This window comes from Streptomyces sp. NPDC003036 (genome assembly GCF_040611175.1).
In the GTDB taxonomy this organism is placed as follows: Bacteria; Actinomycetota; Actinomycetes; order Streptomycetales; family Streptomycetaceae; genus Streptomyces.
Map to the genome: position 1 here is coordinate 1 of NZ_JBEXNO010000030.1, position 26,617 is coordinate 26,617.

Annotated in this window: 25 protein-coding genes; 16 read left to right on the forward strand and 9 right to left on the reverse strand. The window is 71.4% G+C overall.

Going from position 1 to position 26,617, the window contains the following annotated elements; translation table 11 throughout:
* The first annotated feature begins 115 nt into the window (after positions 1 to 115).
* The 8 genes from ABZX67_RS21965 to ABZX67_RS22000 all read left to right on the forward strand — a co-directional run bounded on the left by ABZX67_RS21965 (position 116) and on the right by ABZX67_RS22000 (position 6,930).
* Positions 116 to 760: an HAD family hydrolase gene (locus ABZX67_RS21965; RefSeq protein ID WP_355362676.1), complete on the forward strand. Its 645-nt coding sequence runs from the start codon at positions 116 to 118 to the stop codon at positions 758 to 760.
* A gap of 43 nt (positions 761 to 803) precedes the next feature.
* A complete protein-coding gene (locus ABZX67_RS21970) occupies positions 804 to 1,985 on the forward strand; it encodes an MFS transporter (RefSeq protein ID WP_355362678.1) in 1,182 nt (393 codons plus the stop codon).
* Positions 1,954 to 3,129: an acetoin utilization protein AcuC gene (locus ABZX67_RS21975; RefSeq protein ID WP_355362680.1), complete on the forward strand. Its 1,176-nt coding sequence runs from the start codon at positions 1,954 to 1,956 to the stop codon at positions 3,127 to 3,129. The genes ABZX67_RS21970 and ABZX67_RS21975 overlap by 32 nt, the downstream gene beginning before the upstream one ends.
* A 90-nt stretch (positions 3,130 to 3,219) precedes the next feature.
* Positions 3,220 to 4,035 carry a phosphatase gene (locus ABZX67_RS21980; RefSeq protein ID WP_355362682.1) on the forward strand — a complete coding sequence of 272 codons (816 nt, stop codon included), beginning with the start codon at positions 3,220 to 3,222 and terminating at the stop codon, positions 4,033 to 4,035.
* Positions 4,036 to 4,162: 127 nt separating this feature from the next.
* Positions 4,163 to 4,375: a helix-turn-helix domain-containing protein gene (locus tag ABZX67_RS21985; protein ID WP_064070100.1), complete on the forward strand. Its 213-nt coding sequence runs from the start codon at positions 4,163 to 4,165 to the stop codon at positions 4,373 to 4,375.
* Positions 4,376 to 4,525: 150 nt separating this feature from the next.
* Positions 4,526 to 4,624, forward strand: a complete 99-nt coding sequence (locus ABZX67_RS21990; RefSeq protein ID WP_003948845.1) for an AURKAIP1/COX24 domain-containing protein — start codon at positions 4,526 to 4,528, stop codon at positions 4,622 to 4,624.
* A gap of 161 nt (positions 4,625 to 4,785) precedes the next feature.
* Positions 4,786 to 5,850, forward strand: coding sequence for an NAD-dependent epimerase/dehydratase family protein (locus ABZX67_RS21995; RefSeq protein WP_355362685.1), 1,065 nt, complete (start codon positions 4,786 to 4,788; stop codon positions 5,848 to 5,850).
* Between the two features lie 15 nt (positions 5,851 to 5,865).
* Positions 5,866 to 6,930 (forward strand): lysophospholipid acyltransferase family protein, encoded by a 1,065-nt coding sequence (locus ABZX67_RS22000; protein WP_355362687.1) that lies wholly within the window; start codon positions 5,866 to 5,868, stop codon positions 6,928 to 6,930.
* Between the two features lie 72 nt (positions 6,931 to 7,002).
* On the opposite strand, the gene ABZX67_RS22005 is transcribed toward ABZX67_RS22000, so the two are convergent.
* The 3 genes from ABZX67_RS22005 to ABZX67_RS22015 all read right to left on the reverse strand — a co-directional run bounded on the left by ABZX67_RS22005 (position 7,003) and on the right by ABZX67_RS22015 (position 10,425).
* On the reverse strand, positions 7,003 to 8,190 hold the full coding sequence (locus tag ABZX67_RS22005; protein ID WP_355362689.1) for a DUF5667 domain-containing protein: 1,188 nt from the start codon (positions 8,188 to 8,190) through the stop codon (positions 7,003 to 7,005).
* A gap of 215 nt (positions 8,191 to 8,405) precedes the next feature.
* On the reverse strand, positions 8,406 to 9,185 hold the full coding sequence (locus tag ABZX67_RS22010; protein ID WP_355362691.1) for an ECF subfamily RNA polymerase sigma factor, BldN family: 780 nt from the start codon (positions 9,183 to 9,185) through the stop codon (positions 8,406 to 8,408).
* 349 nt (positions 9,186 to 9,534) lie between these two features.
* A complete protein-coding gene (locus ABZX67_RS22015) occupies positions 9,535 to 10,425 on the reverse strand; it encodes an HAD-IB family hydrolase (RefSeq protein ID WP_355362693.1) in 891 nt (296 codons plus the stop codon).
* 70 nt (positions 10,426 to 10,495) lie between these two features.
* Between ABZX67_RS22015 and ABZX67_RS22020 the strand changes: the two genes are divergently transcribed.
* The 6 genes from ABZX67_RS22020 (at position 10,496) to hemB (ending at position 16,986) form a co-directional block, all read left to right on the forward strand.
* The gene (locus ABZX67_RS22020) at positions 10,496 to 10,774 is read left to right on the forward strand and encodes a glutaredoxin family protein (RefSeq protein ID WP_355362695.1); all 279 of its coding nucleotides are present in this window, start codon (positions 10,496 to 10,498) and stop codon (positions 10,772 to 10,774) included.
* A 288-nt stretch (positions 10,775 to 11,062) separates the two neighbouring features.
* Positions 11,063 to 11,836 (forward strand): redox-sensing transcriptional repressor Rex, encoded by a 774-nt coding sequence (locus ABZX67_RS22025; RefSeq protein WP_355362697.1) that lies wholly within the window; start codon positions 11,063 to 11,065, stop codon positions 11,834 to 11,836.
* The gene (locus ABZX67_RS22030) at positions 11,833 to 13,191 is read left to right on the forward strand and encodes a glutamyl-tRNA reductase (RefSeq protein WP_355362699.1); all 1,359 of its coding nucleotides are present in this window, start codon (positions 11,833 to 11,835) and stop codon (positions 13,189 to 13,191) included. The genes ABZX67_RS22025 and ABZX67_RS22030 overlap by 4 nt, the downstream gene beginning before the upstream one ends.
* Positions 13,188 to 14,156: a hydroxymethylbilane synthase gene (gene hemC, locus ABZX67_RS22035; RefSeq protein ID WP_355362701.1), complete on the forward strand. Its 969-nt coding sequence runs from the start codon at positions 13,188 to 13,190 to the stop codon at positions 14,154 to 14,156. Before ABZX67_RS22030 ends, hemC begins: the two co-directional genes overlap by 4 nt.
* Positions 14,153 to 15,817, forward strand: a complete 1,665-nt coding sequence (locus tag ABZX67_RS22040) for a bifunctional uroporphyrinogen-III C-methyltransferase/uroporphyrinogen-III synthase (protein WP_355362703.1) — start codon at positions 14,153 to 14,155, stop codon at positions 15,815 to 15,817. The genes hemC and ABZX67_RS22040 overlap by 4 nt, the downstream gene beginning before the upstream one ends.
* Before the next feature lie 176 nt (positions 15,818 to 15,993).
* On the forward strand, positions 15,994 to 16,986 hold the full coding sequence (gene hemB / locus ABZX67_RS22045; RefSeq protein WP_355362705.1) for a porphobilinogen synthase: 993 nt from the start codon (positions 15,994 to 15,996) through the stop codon (positions 16,984 to 16,986).
* A 70-nt stretch (positions 16,987 to 17,056) separates the two neighbouring features.
* Here hemB and argS read toward each other — a convergent pair whose 3' ends face one another.
* The gene (gene argS, locus ABZX67_RS22050) at positions 17,057 to 18,823 is read right to left on the reverse strand and encodes an arginine--tRNA ligase (protein WP_355362707.1); all 1,767 of its coding nucleotides are present in this window, start codon (positions 18,821 to 18,823) and stop codon (positions 17,057 to 17,059) included.
* Between the two features lie 215 nt (positions 18,824 to 19,038).
* Here argS and lysS point away from each other — a divergent pair, with 215 nt between their 5' ends.
* Positions 19,039 to 20,805 (forward strand): lysine--tRNA ligase, encoded by a 1,767-nt coding sequence (gene lysS / locus ABZX67_RS22055; protein WP_355362709.1) that lies wholly within the window; start codon positions 19,039 to 19,041, stop codon positions 20,803 to 20,805.
* Between the two features lie 59 nt (positions 20,806 to 20,864).
* Here lysS and ABZX67_RS22060 read toward each other — a convergent pair whose 3' ends face one another.
* The 3 genes from ABZX67_RS22060 to ABZX67_RS22070 form a co-directional block, all read right to left on the reverse strand.
* Entirely contained in the window at positions 20,865 to 22,100 is a 1,236-nt protein-coding gene (locus ABZX67_RS22060) for a DUF2637 domain-containing protein (RefSeq protein ID WP_355362711.1), read from the reverse strand.
* Between the two features lie 130 nt (positions 22,101 to 22,230).
* Positions 22,231 to 22,968 (reverse strand): DUF3558 domain-containing protein, encoded by a 738-nt coding sequence (locus ABZX67_RS22065; RefSeq protein ID WP_355362713.1) that lies wholly within the window; start codon positions 22,966 to 22,968, stop codon positions 22,231 to 22,233.
* Positions 22,969 to 23,105: 137 nt separating this feature from the next.
* Positions 23,106 to 23,963, reverse strand: a complete 858-nt coding sequence (locus tag ABZX67_RS22070) for a DUF3558 domain-containing protein (RefSeq protein WP_355362715.1) — start codon at positions 23,961 to 23,963, stop codon at positions 23,106 to 23,108.
* Positions 23,964 to 24,138: 175 nt separating this feature from the next.
* Here ABZX67_RS22070 and ABZX67_RS22075 point away from each other — a divergent pair, with 175 nt between their 5' ends.
* On the forward strand, positions 24,139 to 25,332 hold the full coding sequence (locus ABZX67_RS22075; protein WP_355362717.1) for an RtcB family protein: 1,194 nt from the start codon (positions 24,139 to 24,141) through the stop codon (positions 25,330 to 25,332).
* Positions 25,333 to 25,418: 86 nt separating this feature from the next.
* Here ABZX67_RS22075 and ABZX67_RS22080 read toward each other — a convergent pair whose 3' ends face one another.
* Together ABZX67_RS22080 and ABZX67_RS22085 are read right to left on the reverse strand one after the other, a co-directional pair.
* Positions 25,419 to 26,198, reverse strand: a complete 780-nt coding sequence (locus tag ABZX67_RS22080; RefSeq protein WP_355362719.1) for an SDR family NAD(P)-dependent oxidoreductase — start codon at positions 26,196 to 26,198, stop codon at positions 25,419 to 25,421.
* 72 nt (positions 26,199 to 26,270) lie between these two features.
* Positions 26,271 to 26,606 carry a YnfA family protein gene (locus tag ABZX67_RS22085; protein WP_355362721.1) on the reverse strand — a complete coding sequence of 112 codons (336 nt, stop codon included), beginning with the start codon at positions 26,604 to 26,606 and terminating at the stop codon, positions 26,271 to 26,273.
* Positions 26,607 to 26,617: the final 11 nt, after the last annotated feature.

A 26,617-nucleotide genomic window follows, 5' to 3' on the forward strand; every position in this document is an offset into this window, starting at 1 on the left:
CTGCAGGGGGGACCCTGTGGGAGAGTAGGACGCCGCCGAACAATTATTGTGGGGGAGCCCCGCACCGTTATGGTGCGGGGCTTTTCTGCGTTTACAGCCCTTCTAAGGTGGCTCCATGCGCTATGAACTGGTTATCTTCGACAACGACGGTGTGCTCGTCGACAGTGAGTACCTCTCCAACACCATCCTCGCCGGCTACCTGACCGAGCTCGGTCACCCGACCTCGTACGAGGACTCGCTCAGGGACTACATGGGGGCCGCCGTGCACCGCGTCCACGACGTGATCCTGGAGCGGACCGGACAGCGGCTGCCGGAGGAGTTCGACGAGACCTTGCACGCACGCGTCTTCGCGGCGTTCGAGCGCGAGTTGCAGGCGGTCGACGGGGTGACGGAGGTGCTGGGGAAGCTCGTGGCGGACGGGGTGCGGTACTGCGTCGCGTCGTCCGGGAGCCATGAGCGGATCCGTGTGGGGCACCGGAAGACGGGGCTGGATTTGTGGTTTCCGGAGGACACCGTCTTCAGCGCGCAGGACGTGGGGCAGGGCAAGCCGGCGCCGGACCTCTTCCTGTACGCCGCCGAGCGGATGGGGGTCGCCCCGGAGCGGTGCGTAGTGGTCGAGGACAGCCCCCTCGGAGTGCAGGCGGCCCTCGCGGCCGGGATGGACGTATACGGGTTCACCGCCATGACCCCGGCGGAGCGGCTGGCCGGAGTGAAGGGCTGCTTCGACGACATGAGCCGGCTGCCGGGTCTTCTCGTGTGAGCGATCTACCCAGCGGTAAGGGGGCGCCCTAGGCTCTGCCGCCATGGTGGACAGGGGATCGAGGCGGTTACGGCGTGGGCGTGGCGCGCTCGCGGTCTGCTTCTTCGTGCAGGGAGTGACCTTCGCGCTGCTCGTGACGCGTATCCCCGCCATCCAGGACCGGTACGGGATATCCGACGCCCTGCTCCCGCTCTTCCTGGCGGCCGTCCCCGTCCTCGCCGGGGTAGGAAGCCTGGTCACCGGGAAGCTGGTCCGGCGCGGGGCGACGCCGGCCGCCGTGCTGCGGTGGGTGCAGCCGGTGGTGCTGCTGTCACTCGTCGGGGTCGGGGCCGGGGACCGGATGGGGCAGGTCGCCGTCGCGCTCGGGGTGTTCGGGCTGGCGGTCGGGGCGTTGCACGCCTCCATGAACATGCTCGGCGTCAGCCTCCAGCGCGCGTACGGGCGCAGCATCATGCTCGGCTTCCACGCGGCGTACAGCCTCGGGGGGATCGCCGGAGCGTCGCTCGCGTGGGCCTCGGTGCGCTGGGGGCTGGAGCTGTCGCTGTCGTACGGGTCCGTCGTGGCCGTGCTGCTGCCCGTGGCGCTGGCGGCGAGCCGGTGGTACGTGGACGGGGAGCGTGAGCCGACCGGTGGCGCCTCCACAGGGCGGTCGGCGGGACTTCTGGTGCCGCTGTGCCTGGTGATGACGTTCGCGTACATCGGTGACGCGACGGTGTCGAACTGGAGCGCGAAGTACCTGACGGACGTGCTGGGCGGCTCGGAGGAGCTGGCGACGGTTCCGTACAACGCCTACATGGTCACGACACTGCTCGGTCGGGCGGTGGGGGACTTCGGGGTGCGGCGGTTCGGGGCCGTGGCCGTCGTGCGGGGCGGTGCGCTGCTCGCGGCGGTCGGCTTCGGGGTGGTGGCCGGGGCGCCGGGGGCGTGGGCCGGGGTGGCCGGGTTCACGGTGCTGGGGCTCGGGCTGAGCGTCGTGGTGCCGCAGACGTTCGCGGCCGCGCGGGGGGATGCGGAGGTGGCGCGGCTCAACGTCTTCAACTACGTCGGGTTCCTGGTCGGTTCGCCGTTGGTCGGGGCGCTCGGCGAGGCCTGGAGCTACCGCGGCGCGATGGTGGTGCCGATGCTGTTGGTGTTGGTGACGCTCCGGTATGCCCGGTCGTTCGGGATTGAACGGGACCGATACGGTGGCGGGCATGAGCGGCCGCGCACTGTTGATGTGGGATGACGCAGTAACTCGTTACGACTTCGGTCCGAGCCACCCTATGGATCCGGTGCGGCTCGCGCTGACCATGGGCCTGGTGCGGGCGTACGGCCTGGACCGCGCGGTGGACGTGGTGGCGGCCAAGCCGGCCGGGGACTCGACGCTGCGGCTGGTGCACCGCGAGGACTACGTGGCGGCCGTACGGGCGGCGTCGGCGGACCCGAAGGCGGCGGACCAGGCGTACGGGCTGGGCACGATGGACGATCCGGCGTTCGCGGGGATGCACGAGGCGTCGGCGCTGATCGCCGGCCAGTCGGTGGGCGCGGCGGAGGCGGTGTGGCGGGGCGAGGCCGCGCACGCGGTGAACTTCGCGGGCGGCCTGCACCACGCGATGCCGGGCTCGGCGGCGGGCTTCTGCATCTACAACGATGCCTCGCTGGCGATCGCCCGGCTGTTGGAACTGGGCGCGGAGCGTGTCGCGTACGTGGACGTCGACGTCCACCACGGCGACGGCGTGCAGGCGGCCTTCTGGGACGACCCCCGGGTGCTCACGGTGTCGCTGCACGAGCACCCGCGGACGCTGTTCCCGGGGACCGGGTGGTCTGAGGAGACGGGCGGGACCGGTGAGGCGGAGGGCAGCGCGGTCAATGTGGCGTTGCCGGCCGGGACCGGGGACGCGGGGTGGCTGCGGGCGTTCCACGCGGTGGTGCCGGAGCTGCTGGCGGAGTTCCGGCCGCAGGTCCTGGTGACGCAGCACGGGGCCGATACGCACTTCGAGGATCCGCTGGCGCACCTCGCGGTGTCGCTGGACGCGCAGCGGGCGGTGCAGGTGGCCTGCCACGACCTGGCGCACGAGTACGCCGAGGGGCGGTGGGTCGCGCTCGGCGGGGGCGGTTACGCGGTGGTGGACGTGGTGCCGCGGTCGTGGACGCACCTGGTGGGGATCGCGGCGGGGGCGCCGGTGGAGCCGGAGTCGGTCATTCCGTCGTCGTGGCGGGACGAGGTGTACGCGCGGACGCGGCAGTTGGCGCCGGGGCGCATGACGGACGGGCGGTGGCCGGTGGAGTGGCGCCCTTGGGAGGAGGGGTACGACCCCGCGGACCGGCTGGACCAGGCGGTGCTGGCGACGCGGCGTGCGGTGTTCCCCCTCCGGGGGCTGCTGGCGTAGGAGCGCCTCGGCTTGGCGGGGTTACGCCAACGGTGGGAGCCCGTGTGCGTTTCGGCGCTCGGGCGGCCGGGGTGCGGCAGCATCGGGAGGGTGCTGAGTGTCGAGGCGCTCCGGGCGCATCTGGTGGCTTCGGGCCTGGCCGGGACGGTGGCCACCGCGCGGGAGCGCAGCCTGCGCAACTATCGGCTGTTCGCGGTCCGGGATCCCCGGGTGACGATCGGGCTCGACCCCGACGGCGGGTGGAGCGAACGCGAGGTGCTGCGGCTCATGGCGGACCGGTGCGGGGTCTCCGGGGATCCGGCGCACCGGTCCGGGTGCGACGTCATCGATCCGGAGCGGACGCTGAGCGCGCTGGACGCGTTCGCGGCGCGGCTCGCGGAGGTGGCCGCCCGGCGGGGCGCGGTGCTGTTCGGGACCGGGCACCCGCACCGTCTGCTGGGGTTCTACGCCGAGTTGGCAGACGCTTTGTCGGCGGCGGGATGCCCCGTCCTCACACCCGCGCAGGGGCGATGTGTCGACATAACGACCCGGTTTGGCGTACGTACGTACACCGTGGACTACGTACGGGGTGTCGCGCTGGTGCGGGAACCCGGGGCCGAAGGCGCCGGTTGTGAGACCGGCGCACACACGCACTCCCCCCTCCCCGTTAGGGTCGCTCTGGAGGCCGCGGCGGAGGGTCGAGAGGGGTTGCCGGAGCTGGTCGTCGGGGACCACGGATGGGTCTGCGGAGCAGGTCAGCTGGGTTTTGAGGCCATCGGCCTGGCCGATACGGACGATCCCGCGCTGTTCGTCGGAGAAGCGGAGGGACGGGTGTCCGTGGCCGTGCCGCTCGATGACGCTGTGCGGTCCGCTTACTACCGGCCGCTTACTCGCTATGTACTCAATCGGGCGTGTCTGTCACGGTAGGGGGCCGATGGAGCTCCTCTTCCCCACTCGCATCACCCGCCCCTACTCTGGGGAGTGAGCGCACAACGACGAAGAGTCACCGGAGGGGAAGCCGGTGGGCGTCGTGTGCGGAAGGTACAGGTGGGTCATGGCTGCTGCTGGCGAAAGGCCTCTCAACGAGGTCAAGTTCCTGACCGTGGCGGAAGTCGCCTCGGTGATGCGAGTGTCGAAGATGACCGTGTACCGCTTGGTGCACAGCGGTCATCTGCCGGCCATCCGGGTGGGCAGGTCTTTCCGGGTGCCGGAGCAAGCGGTTCACGAGTACCTGCGAGAGTCCTTCGTGGGGGTGGAGACCGCGTAGCGGGGCGCGAGGGGGGTTTCACGAGCCCTCGATTACAAGCTCGGTGCTCGGCCGGGTAGGCTAGGCCGACGTAGGTCGTGTGGGCCCAGACGCCCCGCACCGAGATCCCCGCTGGCGCGGGGGTGTTCCGAGAAGTGAGCGAGGGTAGTCGTGGGCTCTGTTATCAAGAAGCGGCGTAAGCGGATGGCCAAGAAGAAGCACCGCAAGCTGCTCAAGCGCACCCGCGTTCAGCGTCGCAACAAGAAGTAAGCGACGGCTGTACGTGCGGCATTCGCGGCCCTCCCACCGGTTCCGGTGGGAGGGCCGCGGTGTTTGCGCGGTACGGGCGTGAGTGCGGCGGTCGTCGCACCGCGAGGGTGAAACGCTACGGTGGCGCGTAGGCGAACAGGACCGAACGGAAGGCGCTGATCTTGGGGAAGGTCGTGCTCGTCACCGGGGTGGCCCGGAAGCTCGGCGGCCGCTTCGTACGGCGCATCCAGCAGGACCCCGAAGTGGACCGGGTCATCGGCGTCGACGCCGTGGAGCCGGCGCACCGGCTGGGCGCGGCGGAGTTCGTCCGCGCCGACATCCGGCAGCCCGGCATCGGGCGCGTACTGGCCGAGCACGCCGTGGACACCGTCGTCCATCTGGACGTCACGGGCAGACCGCTGGGCAGCGGCGGCCGGACGGCGGTCAAGGAGACCAACGTCATCGGCACGATGCAGCTGCTCGGCGCGTGTCAGAAGTCGCCGACGATCCGCCGGCTGGTGGTGAAGTCCAGCACGAGCGTGTACGGCTCGGCGCCCCGCGACCCGGCGGTCTTCACCGAGACGACGCCGGCGAAGTCCCTCCCGAGCGGAGGCTTCGCCAAGGACGTCGTCGAGGTCGAGGGGTACGTGCGCGGCTTCGCGCGGCGGCGGCCGGATGTGGCGGTGTGCGTGCTGCGCTTCGCGAACATCCTGGGGCCCGGCGCGGACTCGCCGCTCGCCGAGTACTTCTCGCTGCCCGTCCTGCCCACGGTCTTCGGGTACGACCCGAGGCTCCAGTTCGTCCACGAGGAGGACGTCATCGACGTCCTGCGGATCGCCTCGCACGAGCCGCGGCGGGCCACGCTGAACAGCGGCACCTTCAACATCGCCGGCGACGGCGTGCTGACGCTCTCTCAGTGCTCGCGGCGGCTGGGGCGGCCCACCGTGCCGGTGCTGCTGCCGGCCGTCAGGTGGGTCGGTACGGCGCTGCGTACGGTGGGTGTGACGGACTTCTCACCGGAGCAGATCCGCCTGCTGACGCACGGCAGGGTGGTCAGTACGGCGCAGATGCGCGAGACGCTCGGGTTCGAGCCCGCGTACACCACCGCGGAGGCCTTCGCGGACTTCGCGCGCAGCCGGGGCCCGGGGCTGCTGCCGCCGGAGGCCGTGGCCGGGGCGGTCGACCGGATCGCCGCGTCGCCGCTGCTGGGCGGTGCGAAGACGACGACAAGCGCCGAAGCCGAATAAGGAGCGCGAGCAACGATGGCGGACGCCAAGGTCATTCCGTTCGACGACGACCGGTCGCGCACGGGCGCGGCCCCCCGGCCGGCGCGCCGACGGCCGCCGCTGGGCGGTGGTGCGCGGCGGAGGGGCGAGACGGCCCCGGTGAGCCCGCTGCCGGGCTCGTACGAGCCCGAGGCGGCCGGGGAGGTGGCCTCCGAGGCGGCCGGGGCCGCGGGGGCTCCGGAGGGCGCGGAGAGCGCGGGGAGCGTCTGGGAGCGGCGGCTCGCGGGCGGGCTGGCCTTCCTCCGGCGGCGCGTCACCGGGGAGTACGAGGTCGACGAGTTCGGCTTCGATGAGGAGCTGACGGACCAGGTCCTGATGTCGCTTCTGCGGCCGCTGTACGAGAAGTACTTCCGCGTCGAGGTGAAGGGCGTGGAGAACATCCCGTCGGACGGCGGGGCCCTGGTGGTGGCGAACCATTCGGGGGTGCTTCCGCTGGACGGGCTGATGATGCAGGTCGCCGTCCACGACCACCATCCGGCCGGGCGCCATCTGCGGCTGCTCGCCGCGGACCTGGTGTTCGTGCTGCCGGTCGTGAACGAGCTGGCCCGGAAGGCCGGGCACACGCTGGCGTGCGCGGAGGACGCCGAGCGGCTGCTGCGGCGCGGCGAGGTCGTCGGGGTGATGCCGGAGGGCTTCAAGGGCATCGGGAAGCCCTTCGGCGAGCGGTACAAGCTGCAGCGGTTCGGGCGGGGCGGCTTCGTGTCGACGGCGCTGCGGGCCGGGGTGCCGATCGTGCCGTGCTCGATCGTGGGCGCGGAGGAGATCTACCCGATGATCGGCAACGCGAAGACGCTCGCGCGGCTGCTCGGTTTCCCGTACTTCCCGCTCACACCGACGTTCCCCTGGCTGGGGCCGCTGGGTGCGCTGCCGCTGCCGACGAAGTGGACGATCCAGTTCGGCGAGCCGATCCCGACGGACGGGTACCCGCCGGAGGCGGCGGAGGACCCGATGTTGATGTTCAACCTGACGGACCAGGTGCGGGAGCAGATCCAGCACACGCTGTACAAGCTGCTGGTGCAGCGGCGCTCGGTGTTCTTCTGAGTTCTTCTCGTGCCGCGTCCGCGTACGAAGGTGGGGCGCCCCCCCCGTGAGGGAAGGCGCCCCACCTTCGTTCTACCGCGCGTCCTCCTCGTCGATGCCGAGGCCCGGGAGGATGCCTGGCAGCAGCGGGGGGATCGTGACGTCGGGAGCCGGTGCGGGAGGCTCCTGGCCCGAGTCGGGTGGCGGTGTCGTCGGGTCGGGCTCCAGGAGCCCGCCGGTGTTGCCGCCGAGCAGGCCGTCGTCCTGCGCGGAGCCCGAGCCGGAGCCCGACGGGCCCGGCTTGGCGGGGCTGCCCGAGGGGCGGGATTCCGGCGCGGACGGGGACTCGTGCGACGGGCTGCCGGAGCCGGTCGAGTCCTGCGGGCCGCTGTCGGTGCCGGAGGGGCTGCGGCCGTCCTTCTCCTCCGGGGCACGCGGCAGCTTGGACTGCAGCGGGCCGACCTCTTCGTCTATGGCGGCGAAGACCGAACTCACCTGGTCGCGTACGTCGGTGAGCTGGGGAGGGAGCCGGTCGCGCAGGCCGTTCCACGCCTCGCGGTGGTTGCGGGCGAACGAGTTGAGCGTGGCCATCGGGGCGATGGCGCCGTCCCGTTCGTACGCGATGCGCAGCAGGCGGTGGCCCTCGGAGGCGTCGTGCTGCATGCCGTTGAGGGCGCGGCGGATCTCGTTCAGCGACTCGTGGTCCAGGACGCCGGAACGGCCCCGCTCCATGAGGCGGCGGGCCTCGCTGAGGCGGGTGGACGCCTGGTCCAGGTAGAGCTCGCCGCGGTCGGCCTCGTCGTCGGCGAGGCCGAGCTTGAGGTCCTCCATGCCACGCTTCAGCCCGTACAGCGAATCACCTGGGAGGGCGTCGGAACTGGCAGCGGCCACTCCGCTGAAGGCCCCCGCGGCCACCCCGACCGTGAGGCCGCCGGCGGCGAGCCCCTTCGACCAGCGGGAGCGCGGGCGCAACTTCCGGAGCGCGGTGGCCCGGTGAGCCCCCCGCCCCGAGGACGTCCGCTGCTCCGGCACGGTAGGGCCCGCGGACGCACCCCCCTCGGCGACCATCGCCTCCATGGCGGCGACCAGCTGGGCTCGCTGCACGGTTTTGACTTCGGGGTCCAACTCCGGCTTCGGCAGCTTGCCGAGACCGCTCGCCAGGGCCAACAGCCGACCCCGCTCGGTCGGTTCGGCCGACGCGTCGGGCTGCTCGGCCGCCTGATCTTCCAGGGCCTGGGCGAAGGCGTTCGCCCGCCGGTGCGCCGATACGTTCGCGATCACTGGCGGCACCTCCTCTCGTCATCACGGTCGACTCCCAGGAAGGGCGGGAAGTTGCACACCTTGAGTACATCCACACGAACGAGTGAGTGGATGCGGTCATGGTGTGTCCACAGGGAGCCTGCATCCCGCACAACGAGCGTCGCGGCACCTGGGTTACGGACGAAGGATGATCCGACCAGTGCGTCGTCGCGTCGTCACGGAGGGTGCCGTACGGGTCAGCGGGCGTCGTCGGGGAGCAGGCGCGCGAGGGTGCGCACCGCCCGGTACTGAAGGGTCTTGATCGCTCCTTCGTTCTTGCCCATCGCGCGCGCCGTCTCGGCGACCGACAGGCCCTGGAGGAAGCGCAGGGTGACGCACTCCTGCTGCTGGGGGTTCAGCTTGCGGACGGCCTCCAGGAGAGCGGCGTTGGATAGGGACTCCAGCACGGAGTCCTCCGGGCTGCGCTCGACCTCGTTGGCGTCGAGCATTTCGCCTGTGGTCACTTCGAGCCTGAATCGGCTCGACTTGAAGTGGTCCGCGACCAGGTTGCGCGCGATGGTGACCAGCCAGGCACCGAAGTCGCGCCCCTGCCAGGTGAAGGTGGAGATGCGGCGCAGGGCGCGGAGGAACGTCTCGCTGGTCAGGTCCTCGGCCGTCGCCTTTCCGCCGACGCGGTAGTAGATGTATCGGTAGACGGTGTCGCTGTACTGGTCGTACAGGCGACCGAAGGCCTCGGCCTCCCCGGCCTGGGCGCGCTCGACCAGGTCCATCATGCGGGCGCTGTCGCTGTCGGCGGTGGGCCGGCGCGCGGTGGTCGAGGTGCCCGCTCCGCCCCGGCCACCCCGTCTGCCGACGGCGGCACCGCCGTCGGCGAGGGCATAGCAGGGGCCGGCGGGTGCCGGTGCGGCGAAGGCGGGGACGGCGTACGCGGTGGGGACGAAGCCGCGCAAGTGGTCGAGGACCGTTGCGCGGAGCGTAGCCAGGCCCGAGGCGTCAACCCCGACGTGTGGGTACACGGGACTCCCAGAGGCAGAGCTTCCATCACGTGCAGTGCGGAACCGTTCACCCGTCGTAGCGACGTGTGAGGGTTCCGTATGCGTCTGAGGAGAATAACGCTTCGTGCAGGGAGCGCTACACCGAGTTGCTCAAATCATCGATTCAGTCGCTTCTGTGACGACTCGGCGGCTGATCAAGTCGCACTTGATGACCGTTAATTGATCGGTTTAGTTTCGGATGTGGGTGGGTGGCGGTGTGTTGTGGTCGAGTGCGGGGGCGGGGGACTGGCGCGGGGATGGCGCGGGTAAGACCCCGGTTTGGGCGCGACTCGCCCGGCCCCGGGGGCGGGGCCGGTGCTGCGGGAAGGGATCAGCGGCGGCGGCGGCTCAGGGCCACCGCGGCGGCGGTGCCGCCGGCGAGGGCGCCGACACCGGCGGCCGCCGGGATGCCGACCTTCGCGGCCTTGCGGCCCGTGCGGTAGTCGCGCAGGCGCCACTCGCGCTCGCGCGCGTACCTGCGCAGTTTGGTGTCGGGATTGATCGCGTACGGGTGCCCGACCAGCGAGAGCATCGGGATGTCGTTGTGGCTGTCGCTGTACGCGGCGCAGCGCGAGAGGTCCAAGCCCTCCGCGGCGGCCAGGGCGCGGACGGCCTCGGCCTTGGCGGGGCCGTGGAGGGGCTCGCCGACGAGCTTGCCGGTGTAGACGCCGTCGACGGACTCGGCGACCGTGCCGAGCGCGCCGGTCAGGCCCAGCCGGCGGGCGATGATCGTCGCGGTTTCCACGGGGGCGGCCGTGACCAGCCAGACCTTCTGGCCGGCGTCGAGGTGCGCCTGGGCCAGGGCGCGGGTGCCCGGCCAGATGCGGTCGGCCATGTACTCGTCGTAGATCTCCTCGCCGATGGTCATCAGCTCGGAGACGCGGTGGCCCTTGACGATGGACAGCGCGCTGTCGCGGGCGTCCTGCATGTGCTCGGGGTCCTCGACCCCCGCGAGCCGGAACCACGCCTGCTGCCAGGCGAACCTGGCCAATTCGCGGCGCTGGAAGAACTTGCGCTTGTACAGGCCCCGGCCGAAGTGGAAGAGGGCGGCGCCCTGCATCACGGTGTTGTCGAGGTCGAAGAAGGCCGCCGCGCGCTCGTCCCCGTGGACGGGGAACTCCTGTGAGGTCTTACGGGCGGCCTCGGCCGACGCTTCGCCTGCCAGCACACTGCGCGCGGTGGCGGAGCGCCTGCGAGGGGTGAGCCATCCCAGTGCGGCCATGTCGTGAGCATAGCCACTGTGTTCGGTCCTTCCCGCCTTGTGGGGCGGCGACGGTGTGAACGGAAGGAGAATGGGGGGCATGTTCGGGCGACGTACGAAGAAGGCCGGCGGTCCGCGGACGGTGACGCTGATCGGGAAGCCCGGGTGTCATCTGTGCGATGACGCGCGGGCGGTGATCGAGCGGGTCTGCGCCGAGACCGGCGCGGTGTGGGAGGAGAAGGACATCCTCCAGGACGAGGCGCTCCACCGCGCCTACTGGGAGCAGATCCCGGTGGTGCTGGTGGACGGGGAGCAGCACACCTTCTGGAAGGTGGACGCGGCGCGGCTGCGGCGCGCGCTCGGAGGGTGACGCACGGGGGGTGACCGGAAAGGGCGGTTACCATCGTGTGCGTTTTGTTGGGTTTCGGGGGCGGAGCCGTGAGGAGTGTGAACCGTCTTGCCCCCTTCGTGTTCCCAACGGGCTGAGCGCGGTCTCGGTTCCGGGGCGGCGCGATCGGATCGCGTGACCCCGGTCACTTTGGCCGGACAAAAGGGACACCATCTTTGTGCACGCGTTCACAAAGACATAGCCTGCTGTCGACGGGGCGGCCTCGGTACGCATGGCCGCCTGCAGCCCCGCTCATCCCGCAGGAGCACCGTGGCAACTGGCCGAACACACCGACCGGCGACCCGTAGCCGAGGAATCCCCGAGGCCACCGTCGCCAGGCTTCCGCTGTATCTGCGGGCGCTCACCGCACTGTCGGAGCGCTCCGTACCGACGGTCTCCTCCGAGGAGCTCGCGGCGGCGGCGGGGGTCAATTCCGCGAAGCTGCGCAAGGACTTCTCCTACCTCGGTTCGTACGGGACGCGCGGCGTCGGCTACGACGTCGAGTACCTCGTCTACCAGATCTCACGCGAGCTCGGGCTCACCCAGGACTGGCCGATCGTCATGGTCGGTATCGGTAACCTCGGCGCCGCCCTGGCCAACTACGGCGGCTTCGCCTCCCGCGGCTTCCGCGTCGCCGCGCTGATCGACGCCGACCCGGCCATGGTCGGCAAGCCGGTCGCGGGCATCGCGGTGCAGCACATCGACGACCTGGAGAAGATCGTCGACGAGAACGGCGTGTCGATCGGTGTCATCGCGACGCCCGCCGGAGCGGCCCAGCAGGTCTGCGACCGGCTCGTCGCGGCCGGGGTGACCTCCATCCTGAACTTCGCGCCGACCGTGCTGTCGGTGCCCGACGGCGTGGACGTGCGCAAGGTGGACCTCTCCATCGAGCTGCAGATCCTCGCCTTCCACGAGCAGCGCAAGGCCGGCGAGGAGCCGGGCGCGCCCGTGCCCCCCGTGGTGCGCGGCGCCGCCGGTGCCACCGTCCAGGCCGACGGACGCAAGGGACCTGACGGGGACATGCCCGCCGTGATGCCGGCATGAGCCTCCTCGTCGTCGGACTCAGCCACCGCAGCGCGCCCGTCAGCGTGCTGGAGCGGGCCGCCCTGGCCCCCGACACGCAGAGCAAGCTGCTCCAGGACGCCCTCGCCGCCGAGCCGGCCGTCGAGGCCACCATCCTGGCCACCTGCAACCGCATCGAGCTCTACGCCGACGTGGACAAGTTCCACGCGGGCGTCGCCGAGCTGTCCACGCTGCTCGCCCAGCACAGCGGGGTGGGGCTGGAGGAGCTCACTCCGTACCTGTACGTGCACTACGAGGACCGGGCCGTCCACCACCTCTTCTCGGTGGCGTGCGGGCTGGACTCCATGGTCGTCGGCGAGGGGCAGATCCTCGGCCAGATCAAGGACGCCCTCGCACGCGGCCAGGAGCTGCACACCGCCGGACGGCTGCTGAACGACCTGTTCCAGCAGGCGCTGCGGGTCGGCAAGCGGGCGCACAGCGAGACCGGCATCGACCGGGCGGGGCAGTCGCTCGTCACCTTCGGTCTCGAGCAGCTGGCGGCCGGCACCCCGGTGGACACCTGGGCCAAGGGCAAGCGGGCGCTGGTCATCGGCGCCGGTTCGATGTCCTCGCTCGCCGCCGCCACGCTCGCGCGGGCCGGTGTCGACGAGATCGTCGTCGCCAACCGGACGCCGGAGCGCGCCGAGCGGCTCGTACAGATCCTCACCGAGCCCGGCGGCACGGGCGTGGCCGCGCGTGCCGTGGCCATGGCCGCCGTCGGCGACGAACTGACACGTGCCGACGTCGTCGTGTCCTGCACCGGTGCCACCGGTCTCGTCCTGACCGGGGCGGCCGTCGAGTCCGCCGTGGCCGGGCGTACGGGCGCGCCGCTCGCGCTGCTCGACCTGGCCATGCCGCGTGACATCGACGCCGCCGCGCACCGGCTCGTGGGCGTCCGGCTGGTCGACATCGAGTCGCTCGCCGAGGCGTCGGCGGACGCGCCGATGGCCGCCGACGTGGACCAGGTGCGGGGCATCGTCTCCGACGAGGTCGCCGCCTTCGGCGCCGCTCAGCGCGCCGCGCACATCACCCCGACCGTCGTGGCCCTGCGCACCATGGCCGCCGACGTGGTGGCCGGGGAGATGGCCCGGCTGGAGGGGCGGCTGCCCGGTCTCGACGAGAAGCAGCGCGCCGAGATCACCCAGACCGTGCGCCGCGTCGTGGACAAGCTGCTCCACGCGCCGACCGTACGGGTCAAGCAGCTCGCCAGCGAGCCCGGCGGCGCCGGGTACGCGGACGCGCTGCGCACACTCTTCGACCTCGACCCGGAGGCGGTCGCCTCCGTCAGCCGGGCCGACGTGAACGACGCCGATCTCAAGAACCGAGGGCGAGTATGACCGAGAGGGCCCAGAGGGCACTGAGGCTGGGGACCAGGCGCAGCAAGCTCGCCATGGCTCAGTCCGGGCAGGTCGCGGAGGCGGTACGGCAGCTGACCGGGCGTCCCGTGGAGCTCGTGGAGATCACCACGTACGGCGACACCTCCCGCGAGAACCTGGCGCAGATCGGCGGGACGGGCGTCTTCGTCACGGCCCTGCGCGAGGCGCTGCTCGCCGGGGAGGTGGACTTCGCCGTGCACTCGCTGAAGGACCTGCCGACCGCGCAGCCGGACGACCTGGTGCTCGCCGCGATCCCGCTCCGCGAGGACCCGCGTGACGTGCTGGTCGCCCGGGACGGGCTGCGGTTCGAGCAGCTGCCGGCCGGGGCCCGCGTGGGCACCGGTTCGCCGCGGCGCATGGCGCAGCTCAACGCGTACGCGCGCGCCCACGGCATGGACATCGAGTGCGTCGCGATCCGGGGGAACGTCGACACGCGCATCGGTTACGTGCGGAGCGGTGAGCTGGACGCGGTGGTTCTCGCCGCGGCCGGGCTGAACCGTATCGGGCGTATCGACGAAGTGACCGACTTCCTGTCGGTCGACACCGTTCTGCCCGCTCCCGGTCAGGGGGCGCTGGCGATCGAGTGCACGGCGGCCGACACCGACCTCGCCGCCGCGCTCGCCGGGCTCGACGACCCGCACACCCGGGCCGCCGTGACCGCCGAGCGGTCCCTGCTCGCCGCCCTGGAGGCCGGCTGCTCCGCACCCGTGGGTGCGCTGGCCGACCTGCTGGCCGATGGGCAGGTTGTTCATGAGATGCGCCTGCGGGGCGTCGTCGGCACGACCGACGGCTCCGCGCTGGTGCAGTTGTCCACCACCGGTCCCGTACCCACGTCGCACGGCGACGCCGTCGCGCTCGGTCGCGAACTCGCGTCCGAGATGCTCGCCAAGGGTGCGGCCGGTCTTATGGGGGAGCGAGCACTTTGAGCCCCACCACTGCATCCAAGGTTTCTTCGGCGTTCTCCGCGTGCGGGCACGTCACCTTCCTGGGCGCCGGACCCGGGGATCCGGGGCTGCTGACACTGCGCGCCGTCGAGGCGCTGGCGGGTGCTGACGTACTCATCGCGGAGCCGGATGTGCTCGATGTCGTACGCGGCCATGCCCGGGCGGGCGTGAGCACGCCAGAGCTGGCGGTTGTTGACGATGCGTCAATGCCCGCCGGTGTCCCCGTGTTGAGGGATGCGACCAATCTTGTCATGGAGGCCGCGCGGGGCGGCAAGCGGGTCGTCCGTGCCGTGAGCGGCGACCCGGGGCTCGACGGCAACGCGGGCGCGGAGATGCTCGCGTGCGCCGCCGAGGGCATCCCCTTCGAGGTCGTGCCGGGCGTCGCCACGGCGGTGGGTGTGCCGGCGTACGCCGGTGTGCCGCTGCGTGACGCCGAGGGCGCGGACGTGCGGTTCGTCGACGCGCGCACCGCGGGCGACCGGTGCTGGACGGAGGTGGGCGCCAGCGACGGGACGGTGGTCGTGTCGACGACGCTCGACTCCGTGGCGGCGGCCGCCGGTGAGCTGGTGTCGGCGGGCCGTAAGCCCGACACCCCGCTGACCGTCACCATCGCCGGTACGACCACGCGGCAGCGGACGTGGACGGCGACGCTGGGCTCGATCGCGCAGGTGCTCAAGCAGGCGAAGGTGCTGCCGTCGCCGGACGGCGGGCAGTCCGTCGTGGCCGTGGTCGGCGAGCGTAGCTCCGCCGCCCAGCGCGACCAGCTGGCGTGGTTCGAGTCCAAGCCGCTCTTCGGCTGGAAGGTCCTCATACCGCGGACGAAGGAGCAGGCGGCGTCGCTCTCCGAGCAGCTGCGGTCCTACGGCGCGGTGCCGAGCGAGGTGCCGACCATAGCCGTGGAGCCGCCGCGCACCCCGCAGCAGATGGAGCGCGCGGTCAAGGGGCTCGTCACGGGCCGCTACGAGTGGATCGCGTTCACCTCCGTCAACGCCGTCAAGGCGGTGCGGGAGAAGTTCGAGGAGTACGGGCTCGACGCCCGCGCCTTCGCCGGGATCAAGGTCGCGGCGGTGGGCGAGCAGACCGCGAAGGCGCTGGTGGAGTTCGGTGTGAAGCCGGACCTGGTGCCGAGCGGTGAGCAGTCCGCGGCCGGGCTGCTGGAGGACTGGCCGCCGTACGACCCGGTCTTCGACCCGATCGACCGCGTCTTCCTGCCGCGCGCCGACATTGCCACCGAGACGCTGGTGGCCGGTCTGATCGAGCTCGGCTGGGAGGTCGACGACGTGACCGCGTACCGGACGGTGCGCGCGTCGCCGCCGCCGGCCGAGACGCGTGAGGCGATCAAGGGCGGTGGCTTCGACGCGGTGCTGTTCACGTCGTCGTCGACCGTGCGGAACCTGGTCGGCATCGCGGGCAAGCCGCACAACGTGACGGTGATCGCCTGCATCGGCCCGGCGACCGCGAAGACCGCGGAGGAGCACGGGCTGCGCGTGGACGTCCTGGCGCCGGAGCCGTCGGTGCACAAACTGGCGGAGGCGCTGGCGGAGTTCGGCGTACGGCGCCGGCAGGCGGCGCTGGAGGCCGGCGACCCGGTCACGCGCCCCAGCGAGCGGCGGCCGGGCGCGCGGCGGCGCCGGACGACCTAGCCGTTCCTTGATACGTACGGCTCTGCGGCCGGGTGCGCCCCTTGACGGGGGCGGGCCCGGCCGTCGGCGTTGCGGGGCCGTCGGGGCGGTCGTCGGGGCGGTCGTCGGGGTGAGGGGGGCGTGCGACCGGCGGGCTGTCGGCAAAAGCGCTCCCGGTGCGGGCGTAGCGTGGACGCATGACTGTGTACGGATCCTTTCCCGGTGCGCGGCCGCGGCGGCTGCGGACGACTCCCGTCATGCGGCGGATGGTCGCGGAGACGCGGCTGCATCCGGCCGATCTGATCCTGCCCGCGTTCGTACGCGAGGGCGTCTCCGAGCCGGTGCCGATCTCGGCCATGCCCGGGGTCGTCCAGCACACGCGGGACACGCTGCGGAAGGCCGCCGTGGAGGCGGTCGCGGCCGGGGTCTCCGGGATCATGCTGTTCGGCGTTCCGGAGGACTCCAAGAAGGACGGCCTGGGCACGGCCGGGACCGATCCGGACGGCATCCTCCAGGTCGCCATCCGCGACGTGCGCGCCGAGGTCGGGGACGACCTGGTGATCATGTCGGACCTGTGCCTGGACGAGTACACTGACCATGGCCACTGCGGGGTGCTGGACGCGGAGGGGCGCGTCGACAACGACGCGACGCTGGAGCGGTACGCCGAGATGGCGCAGGTCCAGGCGGACGCGGGCGTCCATGTGGTGGGCCCCAGCGGGATGATGGACGGTCAGGTCGGGGTGGTCCGCGACGCGCTGGACACCATCGGCAAGGAGGACGTGGGGATCCTCGCGTACACCGCGAAGTACTCGTCGGCCTTCTACGGGCCCTTCCGGGAGGCCGTCGGCTCGTCGCTGCGCGGCGACCGCAAGACGTACCAGCAGGACCCGGCGAACGTACGCGAGTCGATGCGGGAGCTGGCGCTCGACCTCGAAGAGGGCGCCGACATGGTGATGGTCAAGCCGGCCGGGCCGTACCTGGACATCCTCGCGAAGGTGGCGGACGCGGTGGACGTGCCGGTCGCGGCGTACCAGATCAGCGGGGAGTACGCGATGGTCGAGGCGGCCGCGGAGAAGGGCTGGATCGACCGCGACAAGGCGATCCTGGAGACCCTCACCGGTATCCGGCGGGCGGGTGCGCAGATGATCCTCACCTACTGGGCGACGGAGGTCGCGCAGCGGCTTCGGTAGCGGAAAGCCGAAAGCCCCCGCCGGTGTCCGGCGGGGGCTTTCGGCATGTGTCCTGGGCCCGGGGCTCTGGTCAGAGCCGCTCGGGGGTGCGGATGCCGAGCAGCGCCATGCCCTGGTGCAGGGTGCGGGCGGTCAGGTCGACGAGGAAGAGCCGGTTCTCCACGACCTCCGGCGCGTTCTCGTCGCTGATCACCTGGCACTGGTCGTAGAAGGTGGTCAGGTGCGAGGCCAGCTGGTACAGGTACGCCGCCAGCTTGTGCGGCTCGTACGACGCGGCCACCTCCGACAGGACCTCCCCGAACTGGTCCAGGTGCAGGCCCAGGGCGCGCTCGGCCGGGGCCAGCGGCAGCTCCGGGTGGGCGACGGCCCGCGCCTCGCCGGCGTTGCGCTGGATCGACTTGATACGGGCGTACGCGTACTGGAGGTAGACGGACGTGTCGCCGTTGAGCGACACCATCTGGTCCAGGTCGAACTTGTAGTCGCGGGAGGCGGAGGTGGACAGGTCGGCGTACTTCACGGCGCCGATGCCCACGTACCGGCCGTTCTCGACGATCTCCTGCTCGCTCAGGCCCACCTTCTCGGCCTTCTCGCGCACCACGGCGGTGGCGCGGTCGATGGCCTCGTCGAGCAGGTCGACCAGCCGGACCGTCTCGCCCTCACGGGTCTTGAACGGCTTGCCGTCCTTGCCCAGGACCGTGCCGAAGGCGAGCTGGACGGCGTGCACCTCGTCGTTCAGCCAGCCGGCGCGGCGCGCGGTCTCGAAGACCATCTTGAAGTGCAGCGACTGGCGGGCGTCCACGACGTACACCAGGGTGTCCGCGCCGAGCTTCTGGACGCGGTCGCGGATCGCGGAGAGGTCGGTGGCGGCGTAGCCGTACCCGCCGTTGGACTTCTTCACGATCAGCGGGACGGGGTTGCCGTCCGGGCCCTTGACGTCGTCGAAGAACACGCACAGCGCGCCCTCGGAGCGGACCGCGACGCCGGACTCCTCCAGCAGGCGGCAGGTCTCCTCGAGCATGTCGTTGTACCCGGACTCGCCGACCACGTCCGGGTCCTTGATGTCCATGTCCAGCTTGTCGAAGACGGAGTAGAAGTAGATCTTCGACTCGTCGACGAACCGCTGCCACAGGGCGAGGGTCTCCTCGTCCCCGGACTGGAGCGCCACGACCCGGTCACGCGAGCGCGCCTTGAACTCCTCGTCGGAGTCGAACAGGACCCGGGCCGCCTTGTAGAGGCGGTTGAGGTTGGACATGGCCTCCTCGCCGGAGACGGCCGCGTCCTTGTGGTCCAGCTCGTGCGGGTGCTCGATCAGGTACTGGATGAGCATGCCGAACTGGGTGCCCCAGTCGCCGATGTGGTGGCGGCGGATCACCTTCTCGCCCGCGAACTCCAGGATCTTGACCACGGCGTCGCCGATGACGGCCGAGCGTAGGTGGCCGACGTGCATCTCCTTGGCCACGTTCGGCTGGGCGTAGTCGATGACCGTCGTGCCGGGCTCGTCCCGGAACGGGACGCCGAGGCGGTCGTCGGCGGCGCGGGCCGCCAGCGTCTCCGCGATCGCCTTGTCCGTGATCGTGATGTTGAGGAAGCCGGGGCCCGAGACCTCGATGTCCTGGATCACGTCGTTGGCGTCGATCGCCTCGACGACCTTGGTCGCCAGCTCACGCGGGTTGCCCTTGACCTGCTTGGCCAGGGCCAGGATGCCGTTGGCCTGGAAGTCCGCCCGGTCGCTTCGTCGCAGCAGGGGGTCGCGGGAGCCGGCCTCCGGCAGGGCTGCCGAAAGGGCGTCCGCGAGGCGCTGCTGCACGGTCGAAGCGAGGGAAGGGACCGAGGCCATGAGCTTCCGTTTCTGTCTGGATCGCTGTGCTGTCTTCCGGGGTGTATTCCGGTTGTCAAGTGTCCCACGGGTGCGCAAGCTCTTATCCACCGCTGTCCACAGCTGTCGACGCGCGGTACTACCGGCGGGCGTGGGCTGTGGACAACCTCGGACGGAGTTCTTTCGTCTGGGAGAATGGCTTACGCCAGCCTTCGAAACCCCAAGCATTCAAGGACGTGCCGATCGTGGCTCAGAGCAGCACCGAGACCGACTGGGTCTCCCGTTTCGCGGACGAGGTCATCGCCGAGTCGGAGCGACGTGCGCCTGGCAAACCGGTCGTGGTCGCCTCGGGCCTGTCGCCGTCCGGCCCCATCCACCTGGGCAATCTCCGCGAGGTCATGACCCCGCACCTGGTCGCCGACGAGATCCGGCGCCGGGGGTACGAGGTGCGCCACCTGATCTCGTGGGACGACTACGACCGCTACCGCAAGGTGCCGGCCGGTGTCCCCGGTGTCGACGAGTCGTGGGCCGAGCACATCGGCAAGCCGCTGACCTCGGTCCCGGCCCCCGCCGGCTCCCCGTACCCGAACTGGGCCGAGCACTTCAAGGCCGCCATGGTCGAGTCGCTCGCCGAGCTGGGCGTCGAGTTCGACGGCATCAGCCAGACCGAGCAGTACACGGCGGGTGTGTACCGCGAGCAGATCCTGCATGCGATGAAGCACCGCGCCGCGATCGACGCGATCCTGGACCGCTACCGGACCAAGGACAAGGCCACCGGCCAGCCGAAGAAGCAGGGCCAGAAGCAGCAGCCGCAGAAGCAGCAGAAGCCGGTCGACGAGGCCGAGCTGGAGGCCGCCGAGGGCTCCGGCGCGGCGAGCGAGGACGACGGCTCCGGCGGCGCCGGGGGCTACTTCCCGTACAAGCCGTACTGCGGGCAGTGCGGCAAGGACCTCACCACCGTCACCGCGTACGACGACGCGTCGACGGAGATGACGTACAGCTGCGCTTGCGGCTTCTCGGAGACGGTGAAGCTGAGCGAGTTCAACCGCGGCAAGCTGGTCTGGAAGGTCGACTGGCCGATGCGCTGGGCGTACGAGGGCGTGATCTTCGAGCCCAGCGGCGTCGACCACTCCTCGCCCGGCTCGTCCTTCGTGGTCGGCGGGCAGATCGTGCGGGAGGTCTTCGACGGCGTCCAGCCGATCGGCCCGATGTACGCGTTCGTCGGGATCTCCGGCATGGCGAAGATGTCCTCCTCGAAGGGCGGCGTGCCGACCCCGGCCGACGCCCTGAAGATCATGGAGGCGCCGCTGCTGCGCTGGCTGTACGCGCGCCGCAAGCCCAACCAGGCCTTCAAGATCGCCTTCGACCAGGAGATCCAGCGGCTGTACGACGAGTGGGACAAGCTGGAGGCCAAGGTCGCCGACGGCAGCGTGCTGCCGGCCGACGCCGCCGCCCACTCGCGGGCCGTGCGCACGGCCGCCGGTGAGCTGCCGCGCACGCCGCGCCCGCTGCCGTACCGCACGCTCGCCTCGGTCGTCGACATCACCGCCGGGCACGACGAGCAGACGCTGCGCATCCTGAGCGAGCTCGACCCGTCGCGGCCGCTGGCCTCGCTGGACGAGGTGCGTCCGCGGCTGGACCGCGCGGAGAACTGGATCTCCACGCAGGTCCCGGCCGACCAGCGCACCATCGTCCGCTCCGAGCCCGACGCCGAGCTGCTCGGCTCGCTGGACGAGGAGGGGCGCGAGTCGCTGCGGCTGCTGCTGGAGGGCCTGGACAGCCACTGGTCGCTGGACGGGCTGACCACGCTGGTGTACGGCGTGCCGAAGGTCATGGCGGGGCTGGACCCGGAGGCGAAGCCGACGCCGGAGCTGAAGGTGGCCCAGCGCAACTTCTTCGCGCTGCTGTACCGGCTGCTCGTCAGCCGGGACACCGGGCCGCGGCTGCCCACGCTGCTGCTGGCGGTGGGCGTGGACCGGGTGCGCAAGCTGCTGGGCGCGTGAGGACGCAGGACCCGTAAGCGAAAGGCCCCCCACCGGAGGTGGGGGGCCTTGTCCGTGGTCTACGCGATGTGCTCGGACGCCAGGTCCGCCTGGTAGCGCTCCTTGAACTCGGGCAGCATGCGGCGCAGCAGGACGGCGCTGAGGGGGTGCCGGACGCCGTGGCCGTCGGCGAGGTGTATGTCGAGGACGTCGACGCTCGGCCAGTCGTTGTTCTCGTCGACGTACTGCTTGAAGACCGGGTACGCGGCCTGCCGGAACGCGTCGGAGTCCGGCTCGGGGAACTCGCCCTGGGGGACGTCTTCCAGGTCGGTGCCGCTCGCGGCGCCCGCGTCGTACGTCGGGTCGTAGCCGCCCTCGTACGCGGTGGGCGGCAGCTGCGGGGCCGCGAACCAGGGGCTGTGGTGGTTGGCGGGGAGCGGGGGCTGGGGCTGGAGCTGCGGCTCGGGCTCATCGGGGTGCTGGGCCGGAAGTTCGGGGGCCTGGGGGTCCGGGGCCTGGGCCGGGGCGTCCTGCGGGGCCTTCTCCAGGCGCGGCTGCGGCTGCGGCTGTGCTTGCGCCTGCGGCAGCTCGGCGGCCGGCTTCGGGTTCGGGTTCGGATTCGGCGGCAGGAGGACCGGCTCGATGCCCGCCGCCGCCAGGCCCGCCGGGGCCGTCTCGGCGAGCGGCACGCCGTACTTCGCCAGCCGCAGCGGCATCAGCGCCTCGACCGGCGCCTTGCGCCTCCAGGCCCGGCCGAACCGGGCCTGGAGGCGCGCCTGGTAGATCAACCGGTCCTGCTCCAGCTTGATGACCTGCTCGTACGAGCGCAGCTCCCACAGCTTCATCCGGCGCCAGAGCCGGAAGGTGGGCACCGGCGAGAGCAGCCAGCGGGTGAGGCGGACGCCCTCCATGTGCTTGTCGGCCGTGATGTCGGCGATCCGGCCGACCGCGTGCCGCGCGGCCTCGACCGCGACCACGAAGAGGACCGGGATGACGGCGTGCATGCCCACGCCGAGCGGGTCGGGCCAGGCGGCCGCGCCGTTGAAGGCGATCGTCGCGGCGGTCAGCAGCCACGCCGTCTGGCGCAGCAGGGGGAACGGGATGCGGATCCACGTGAGGAGCAGGTCCAGGGCGAGCAGGACACAGATGCCCGCGTCGATGCCGATGGGGAAGAAGTACGAGAAGTCGCCGAAGCCCTTCTGGACCGCGAGCTCGCGCACCGCCGCGTACGAGCCCGCGAAACCGATGGCGGCGATGATCACCGCACCGGCGACGACGGCACCTATCAGCACTCGGTGCGTCCGTGTCAGCTGCATCGCGGCCACCCGCGATCCCCTCCCATGGTCGAGATCTGGCGGGCACAGCCTGGCACACGTGTGCGGAGTCCGTCCCTCGGGGAGGGCCGGACTCCGCGGAGAGCCTGTGCGGGCGGCTGCTTGTCGGCGGCTACTTGTTGGCGGTGGCGACGGCGGCCACGGCCTCCTTGGTCGCCTTGACCGCATCCTCCATCAGGTCCGCCACGTCGGGGGTGTCGGCGCCCGCGTAGCCCGCGCCGTTGTAGGAGAGGACGATGACGGCGTTCTCCGTGCGGGTCACGATGACCGCGTTCTTGAAGTCCTCGTCGGTCTTCTTCAGGCCGTAGCTGAAGGCCTTGGACTCGTCGCCGACGCCCGTGGCGGTCGAGGCGTGCAGTCCGGTGGCGCCCTCGGTCGCCTGGACCTTGGCGACCTCCTTGGCGAAGCTCTCCTGGGCGCGCTTCTCGCCGCTGCCGAGCGTGGCATCGGAGTCGTAGCGCAGGAGGGAGATGTCGAGCCAGCGGTAGTTGGAGCCCTTGATGCCCTTGTCCTCCAGGCCGTTCCAGGAGCAGCTGCCGCGGCTGGCGATGTCGTTGGACTTTCCGGGCGTACCGGTCTTGACCTTCGCCTCCGGGACCATCTCCGCGACCGTCTTCGCCGCGATGGCCTTGCAGGCGTCGGGCAGCTTCGTGAAGACGGCGGGCTCGACCTTCGGCGTGGGCTCCTTCGCGGCGCCGGACGCGGCGCCGGACGAGGCGGCGGCCGGGGGCGTCTGCTTCTGCGGGTCGCCCTTGCCGTCGGAGTCCGAGGAGCAGCCGGCGACGACGAGCATCACCGGTACGGCTGCGCAGGCGAGTATGCGGGTGAGTCGCGGGGCTGATCGGTGCATGGTTCCTTCAGTCGCTTGTCGTACGGTCGTCCGGCAGTGCGTCAGTGCGGCGGTTCCGACACCGTAGCCCGAGCGGTACGCGGACGGGCGGGGCGCGGGCGCCGCGCGGAGCCGGGGCGGGGCCGGCGCGGGGATGGCTACTCGTCGAACTTCTCGGCGAGCTTGCGGGCCAGTCCCTGTGCCTTTTCCTGCAGTTCCTTGCTGTCGGGCACCTCGGTGATGCGGCTGGGCTGTTCGCCGTACCGGATGGTGACGATCACGTTGGATGTGCGGAACACCACGCTGACGGTGCGGTGCTGGGCGGTCGAACCGGCGCGGGTGAGGACGTCGTCGAGGAACGCCGCGTCGCCGAGGTCGGCGAGGACGCGGGGCTCCAGGCCCTCGGGGGTGGTGGCGGGGATCGCGGCCGGGACGGCGGCGACGCTCGGCCCGGCCGCTGCGGCGCTCGGGGCGGGGGCGCCGGTGGCCGGCGGCGGGCCGGAGGGCTTGGCGGGGCCGCTGGGGGCGCCGGTGGCCGTGCCGCCCGGGGTGGGGGTGGCGGTCAGGCCGGCGGCGGTCTGCTTGCCCTCGTAGACCTGCTGGGCGCGGTCGTCGTCGCTGACGGTCGGGTCGTACGAGACGACGCGCTCGAAGTCCAGGGTGAGCTGGTGCGAGGCATCCGGCCCGTCGGCCTTCCAACTGCACCCGGCGCGGCGGTCGGTGTCGTACGTGACGGCCGAGGTGCCGCGGTAGACGCGCTCGCGCTGCTCCTGGGGGAGGAAGTCGACGCCGGGGAGCAGGTCCCTGAGCGTGGACCGCTCGACGGAGCCGCAGGGCTCGAGGAGCGTGCGGTACTTGCCGGGGGCGGCGGCCGCCGCGGCGGGGCCCCCGGCCTTGGAGTCGATGGCGGAGCCGGAGCCGCCGGAGCCGGCGGTGCAGCCGGTCAGGCCGGCGACGCCGACGGTCACCGCCGCGAGAACTGCGGCCAGGCCGGGTGCGTACGCCCTTCGCTGCACGGTCCGGGGTCCTTTCGCTCGGGTGCCTGCCAACCGAAAACTTGTTGCCGCCCGACGCCGACGGGTGGACACAATGTCTATCGCACGCGCTGCCGTCGATGCTGGTCCGCTGTCGCATACGCGGATGTTGGCGCCGGTTTTTGCGTTTTCAGACTTTTCGGGGGATCGAGGAACTATGTCTTTTGTAGAGGTGCCCGGGGCGAAGGTCCCGATCCGGATGTGGACGGACCCGGCGGCGGTCGAGGACGTCGCGATGCAGCAGCTGCGGAACGTCGCCACGCTCCCGTGGATCAAGGGCCTCGCCGTGATGCCGGACGTGCACTACGGCAAGGGCGCGACGGTCGGCTCCGTCATCGCGATGCAGGGCGCGGTCTGCCCGGCCGCGGTGGGGGTGGACATCGGCTGCGGCATGTCCGCGGTGAAGACCTCGCTGACGGCGAACGACCTGCCGGGCGACCTGTCGCGGCTGCGCTCGAAGATCGAGCAGGCCATCCCGGTGGGCCGCGGCATGCACGACGAGGCGGTCGACCCGGCCGGGCTGCACGGCTTCGCGGCGGCGGGATGGGACGACTTCTGGGCCCGGTTCGGCGGGGTGGCGGAAGCGGTCAAGTTCCGTCAGGACCGGGCGGTCAAGCAGATGGGAACGCTCGGAGGCGGCAACCACTTCATCGAGTTCTGTCTCGATGAGTCGGGCGCGGTCTGGCTGATGCTGCATTCCGGTTCCCGGAACATCGGCAAGGAGCTCGCCGAGTACCACATCGGCGAGGCGCGGAAGCTGCCGCACAACCAGGGGCTGGTCGACCGCGACCTCGCCGTCTTCATCGCGGACACCCCGCAGATGGCGGCGTACCGGAACGACCTGTTCTGGGCCCAGGAGTACGCGAAGTACAACCGCGCGGTGATGATGGAGCTCTTCAAGGGCGTGGTCCGCAAGGAGTTCAAGAAGGCCAAGGTCACCTTCGAGCCCGTCATCTCCTGCCACCACAACTACGTGGCGGAGGAGCGGTACGACGGAATGGACCTGCTGGTCACGCGGAAGGGCGCGATCCGGGCGGGCTCCGGCGAGTACGGGATCATCCCCGGCTCGATGGGCACCGGCTCCTACATCGTGAAGGGACTCGGGAACGCCGCGTCCTTCAACTCCGCCTCGCACGGCGCCGGTCGGAAGATGAGCCGGAACGCCGCGAAGAAGCGCTTCTCCACGCGGGACCTGGAGGAGCAGACGCGGGGGGTGGAGTGCCGCAAGGACGCCGGTGTGGTCGATGAGATCCCGGGCGCGTACAAGCCGATCGAGAAGGTCATCGACCAGCAGCGCGACCTCGTCCAGGTGGTCGCGAAGCTGAAGCAGGTGGTGTGCGTGAAGGGCTGAGGCGGAGCGGTGCCCAGGTGTGCGGGGCGGATGGGAGGGTCCCGGCGGGGTTGGCGCCGGGGCCCTTCCGCGTGTTCCGCTCCGGTCTACTGCTCCCGGTGCACCTTGGTGTTGGAGGCCTGGGCGCGGGGGCGGACCACCAGCAGGTCGATGTTGACGTGGGCGGGGCGGGTGACGGCCCAGGTGATGGTGTCGGCGACGTCGTCTGCGGAGAGCGGGTCGGGGACGCCCGCGTAGACCTTGGCCGCCTTCTCGGTGTCGCCGCGGAAGCGGGTCGTGGCGAACTCGTCGGTCTTCACCATGCCGGGGGCGATCTCGATCACGCGGACCGGGGTGCCGACGATTTCGAGGCGGAGGGTTTCGGCGAGGACGCGGGCGCCGTTCTTGGCGGCGACGTAGCCCGCGCCGCCCTCGTAGGTGGCGTGGCCCGCGGTGGAGGAGACGATCACCACCGTGCCGGCGCCGCTGGCGGTGAGGGCGGGGAGCAGGGCCTGCGTCATGTTGAGGGCGCCGATGACGTTGACCTCGAACATCTGGCGCCAGTCGGCGGGGTCGCCGGTGGCGACGGGGTCCGCGCCGAGTGCGCCGCCCGCGTTGTTGACGAGGACGTCGACGGAGGGGAAGCGCTTCAGGTCGGCGGCGAAGGCGTCGACGGCCGGACGGTCGGTGACGTCCAGGGCGTACGCCGTGGCCTGGTGGCCGGCGGCGGTGAGCTCGGCGGCCAGGGCCTCGATGCGGTCCTTGCGGCGCGCGGTGAGCACGACATGGTGGCCGGCCGCGGCGAGTTGCCGCGCGGTGGCGGCGCCGATACCGCTGCTCGCTCCGGTGACGACGGCGACGGGCGCGGTGGGGGTGTCGGCGGTCATGGGCTTCTCCTCGCGCGGCTGATCGAAAGGGTGGTCGATACGCGGTCAGGATAGGTGCGGGCGTGGTGCCGGTCAGTGGCCGCGCGGTGTGTACATGATCACGGCCATGCCGGCGAGGCAGATCAGCGCGCCCGTCACGTCCCAGCGGTCGGGCCGGTAGCCGTCGGCCACCATGCCCCAGGCGATCGAGCCGGCCACGAACACCCCGCCGTACGCGGCGAGGATGCGGCCGAACTCGCCCTGCGGCTGGAGCGTGGCGACGAAGCCGTACGCGCCGAGGGCGAGCACGCCGGCGCCGATCCAGATCCAGCCCCGGTGCTCGCGGACGCCCTGCCAGACGAGCCAGGCGCCGCCGATCTCGCAGAGGGCGGCCAGGACGAAGAGGGCGGCGGAGCGGGCGATGAGCATGGCGTCCAGCG

Bases quoted from the DNA above. Each gene is read 5' to 3' on its own strand.
- ABZX67_RS22085 (WP_355362721.1), bottom strand. From the start codon at position 26,606: ATGCTCATCGCCCGCTCCGCCGCCCTCTTCGTCCTGGCCGCCCTCTGC.
- ABZX67_RS22030 (WP_355362699.1), top strand. From the start codon at position 11,833: ATGAGCCTCCTCGTCGTCGGACTCAGCCACCGCAGCGCGCCCGTCAGC.
- ABZX67_RS21970 (WP_355362678.1), top strand. From the start codon at position 804: ATGGTGGACAGGGGATCGAGGCGGTTACGGCGTGGGCGTGGCGCGCTC.
- ABZX67_RS22075 (WP_355362717.1), top strand. From the start codon at position 24,139: ATGTCTTTTGTAGAGGTGCCCGGGGCGAAGGTCCCGATCCGGATGTGG.
- ABZX67_RS22015 (WP_355362693.1), bottom strand. From the start codon at position 10,425: ATGGCCGCACTGGGATGGCTCACCCCTCGCAGGCGCTCCGCCACCGCG.
- hemC (WP_355362701.1), top strand. From the start codon at position 13,188: ATGACCGAGAGGGCCCAGAGGGCACTGAGGCTGGGGACCAGGCGCAGC.
- argS (WP_355362707.1), bottom strand. From the start codon at position 18,823: ATGGCCTCGGTCCCTTCCCTCGCTTCGACCGTGCAGCAGCGCCTCGCG.
- hemB (WP_355362705.1), top strand. From the start codon at position 15,994: ATGACTGTGTACGGATCCTTTCCCGGTGCGCGGCCGCGGCGGCTGCGG.
- ABZX67_RS22020 (WP_355362695.1), top strand. From the start codon at position 10,496: ATGGGGGGCATGTTCGGGCGACGTACGAAGAAGGCCGGCGGTCCGCGG.
- ABZX67_RS22060 (WP_355362711.1), bottom strand. From the start codon at position 22,100: ATGCAGCTGACACGGACGCACCGAGTGCTGATAGGTGCCGTCGTCGCC.
- ABZX67_RS22080 (WP_355362719.1), bottom strand. From the start codon at position 26,198: ATGACCGCCGACACCCCCACCGCGCCCGTCGCCGTCGTCACCGGAGCG.
- ABZX67_RS21965 (WP_355362676.1), top strand. From the start codon at position 116: ATGCGCTATGAACTGGTTATCTTCGACAACGACGGTGTGCTCGTCGAC.
- ABZX67_RS22065 (WP_355362713.1), bottom strand. From the start codon at position 22,968: ATGCACCGATCAGCCCCGCGACTCACCCGCATACTCGCCTGCGCAGCC.
- ABZX67_RS21975 (WP_355362680.1), top strand. From the start codon at position 1,954: ATGAGCGGCCGCGCACTGTTGATGTGGGATGACGCAGTAACTCGTTAC.
- ABZX67_RS22000 (WP_355362687.1), top strand. From the start codon at position 5,866: ATGGCGGACGCCAAGGTCATTCCGTTCGACGACGACCGGTCGCGCACG.
- ABZX67_RS21985 (WP_064070100.1), top strand. From the start codon at position 4,163: ATGGCTGCTGCTGGCGAAAGGCCTCTCAACGAGGTCAAGTTCCTGACC.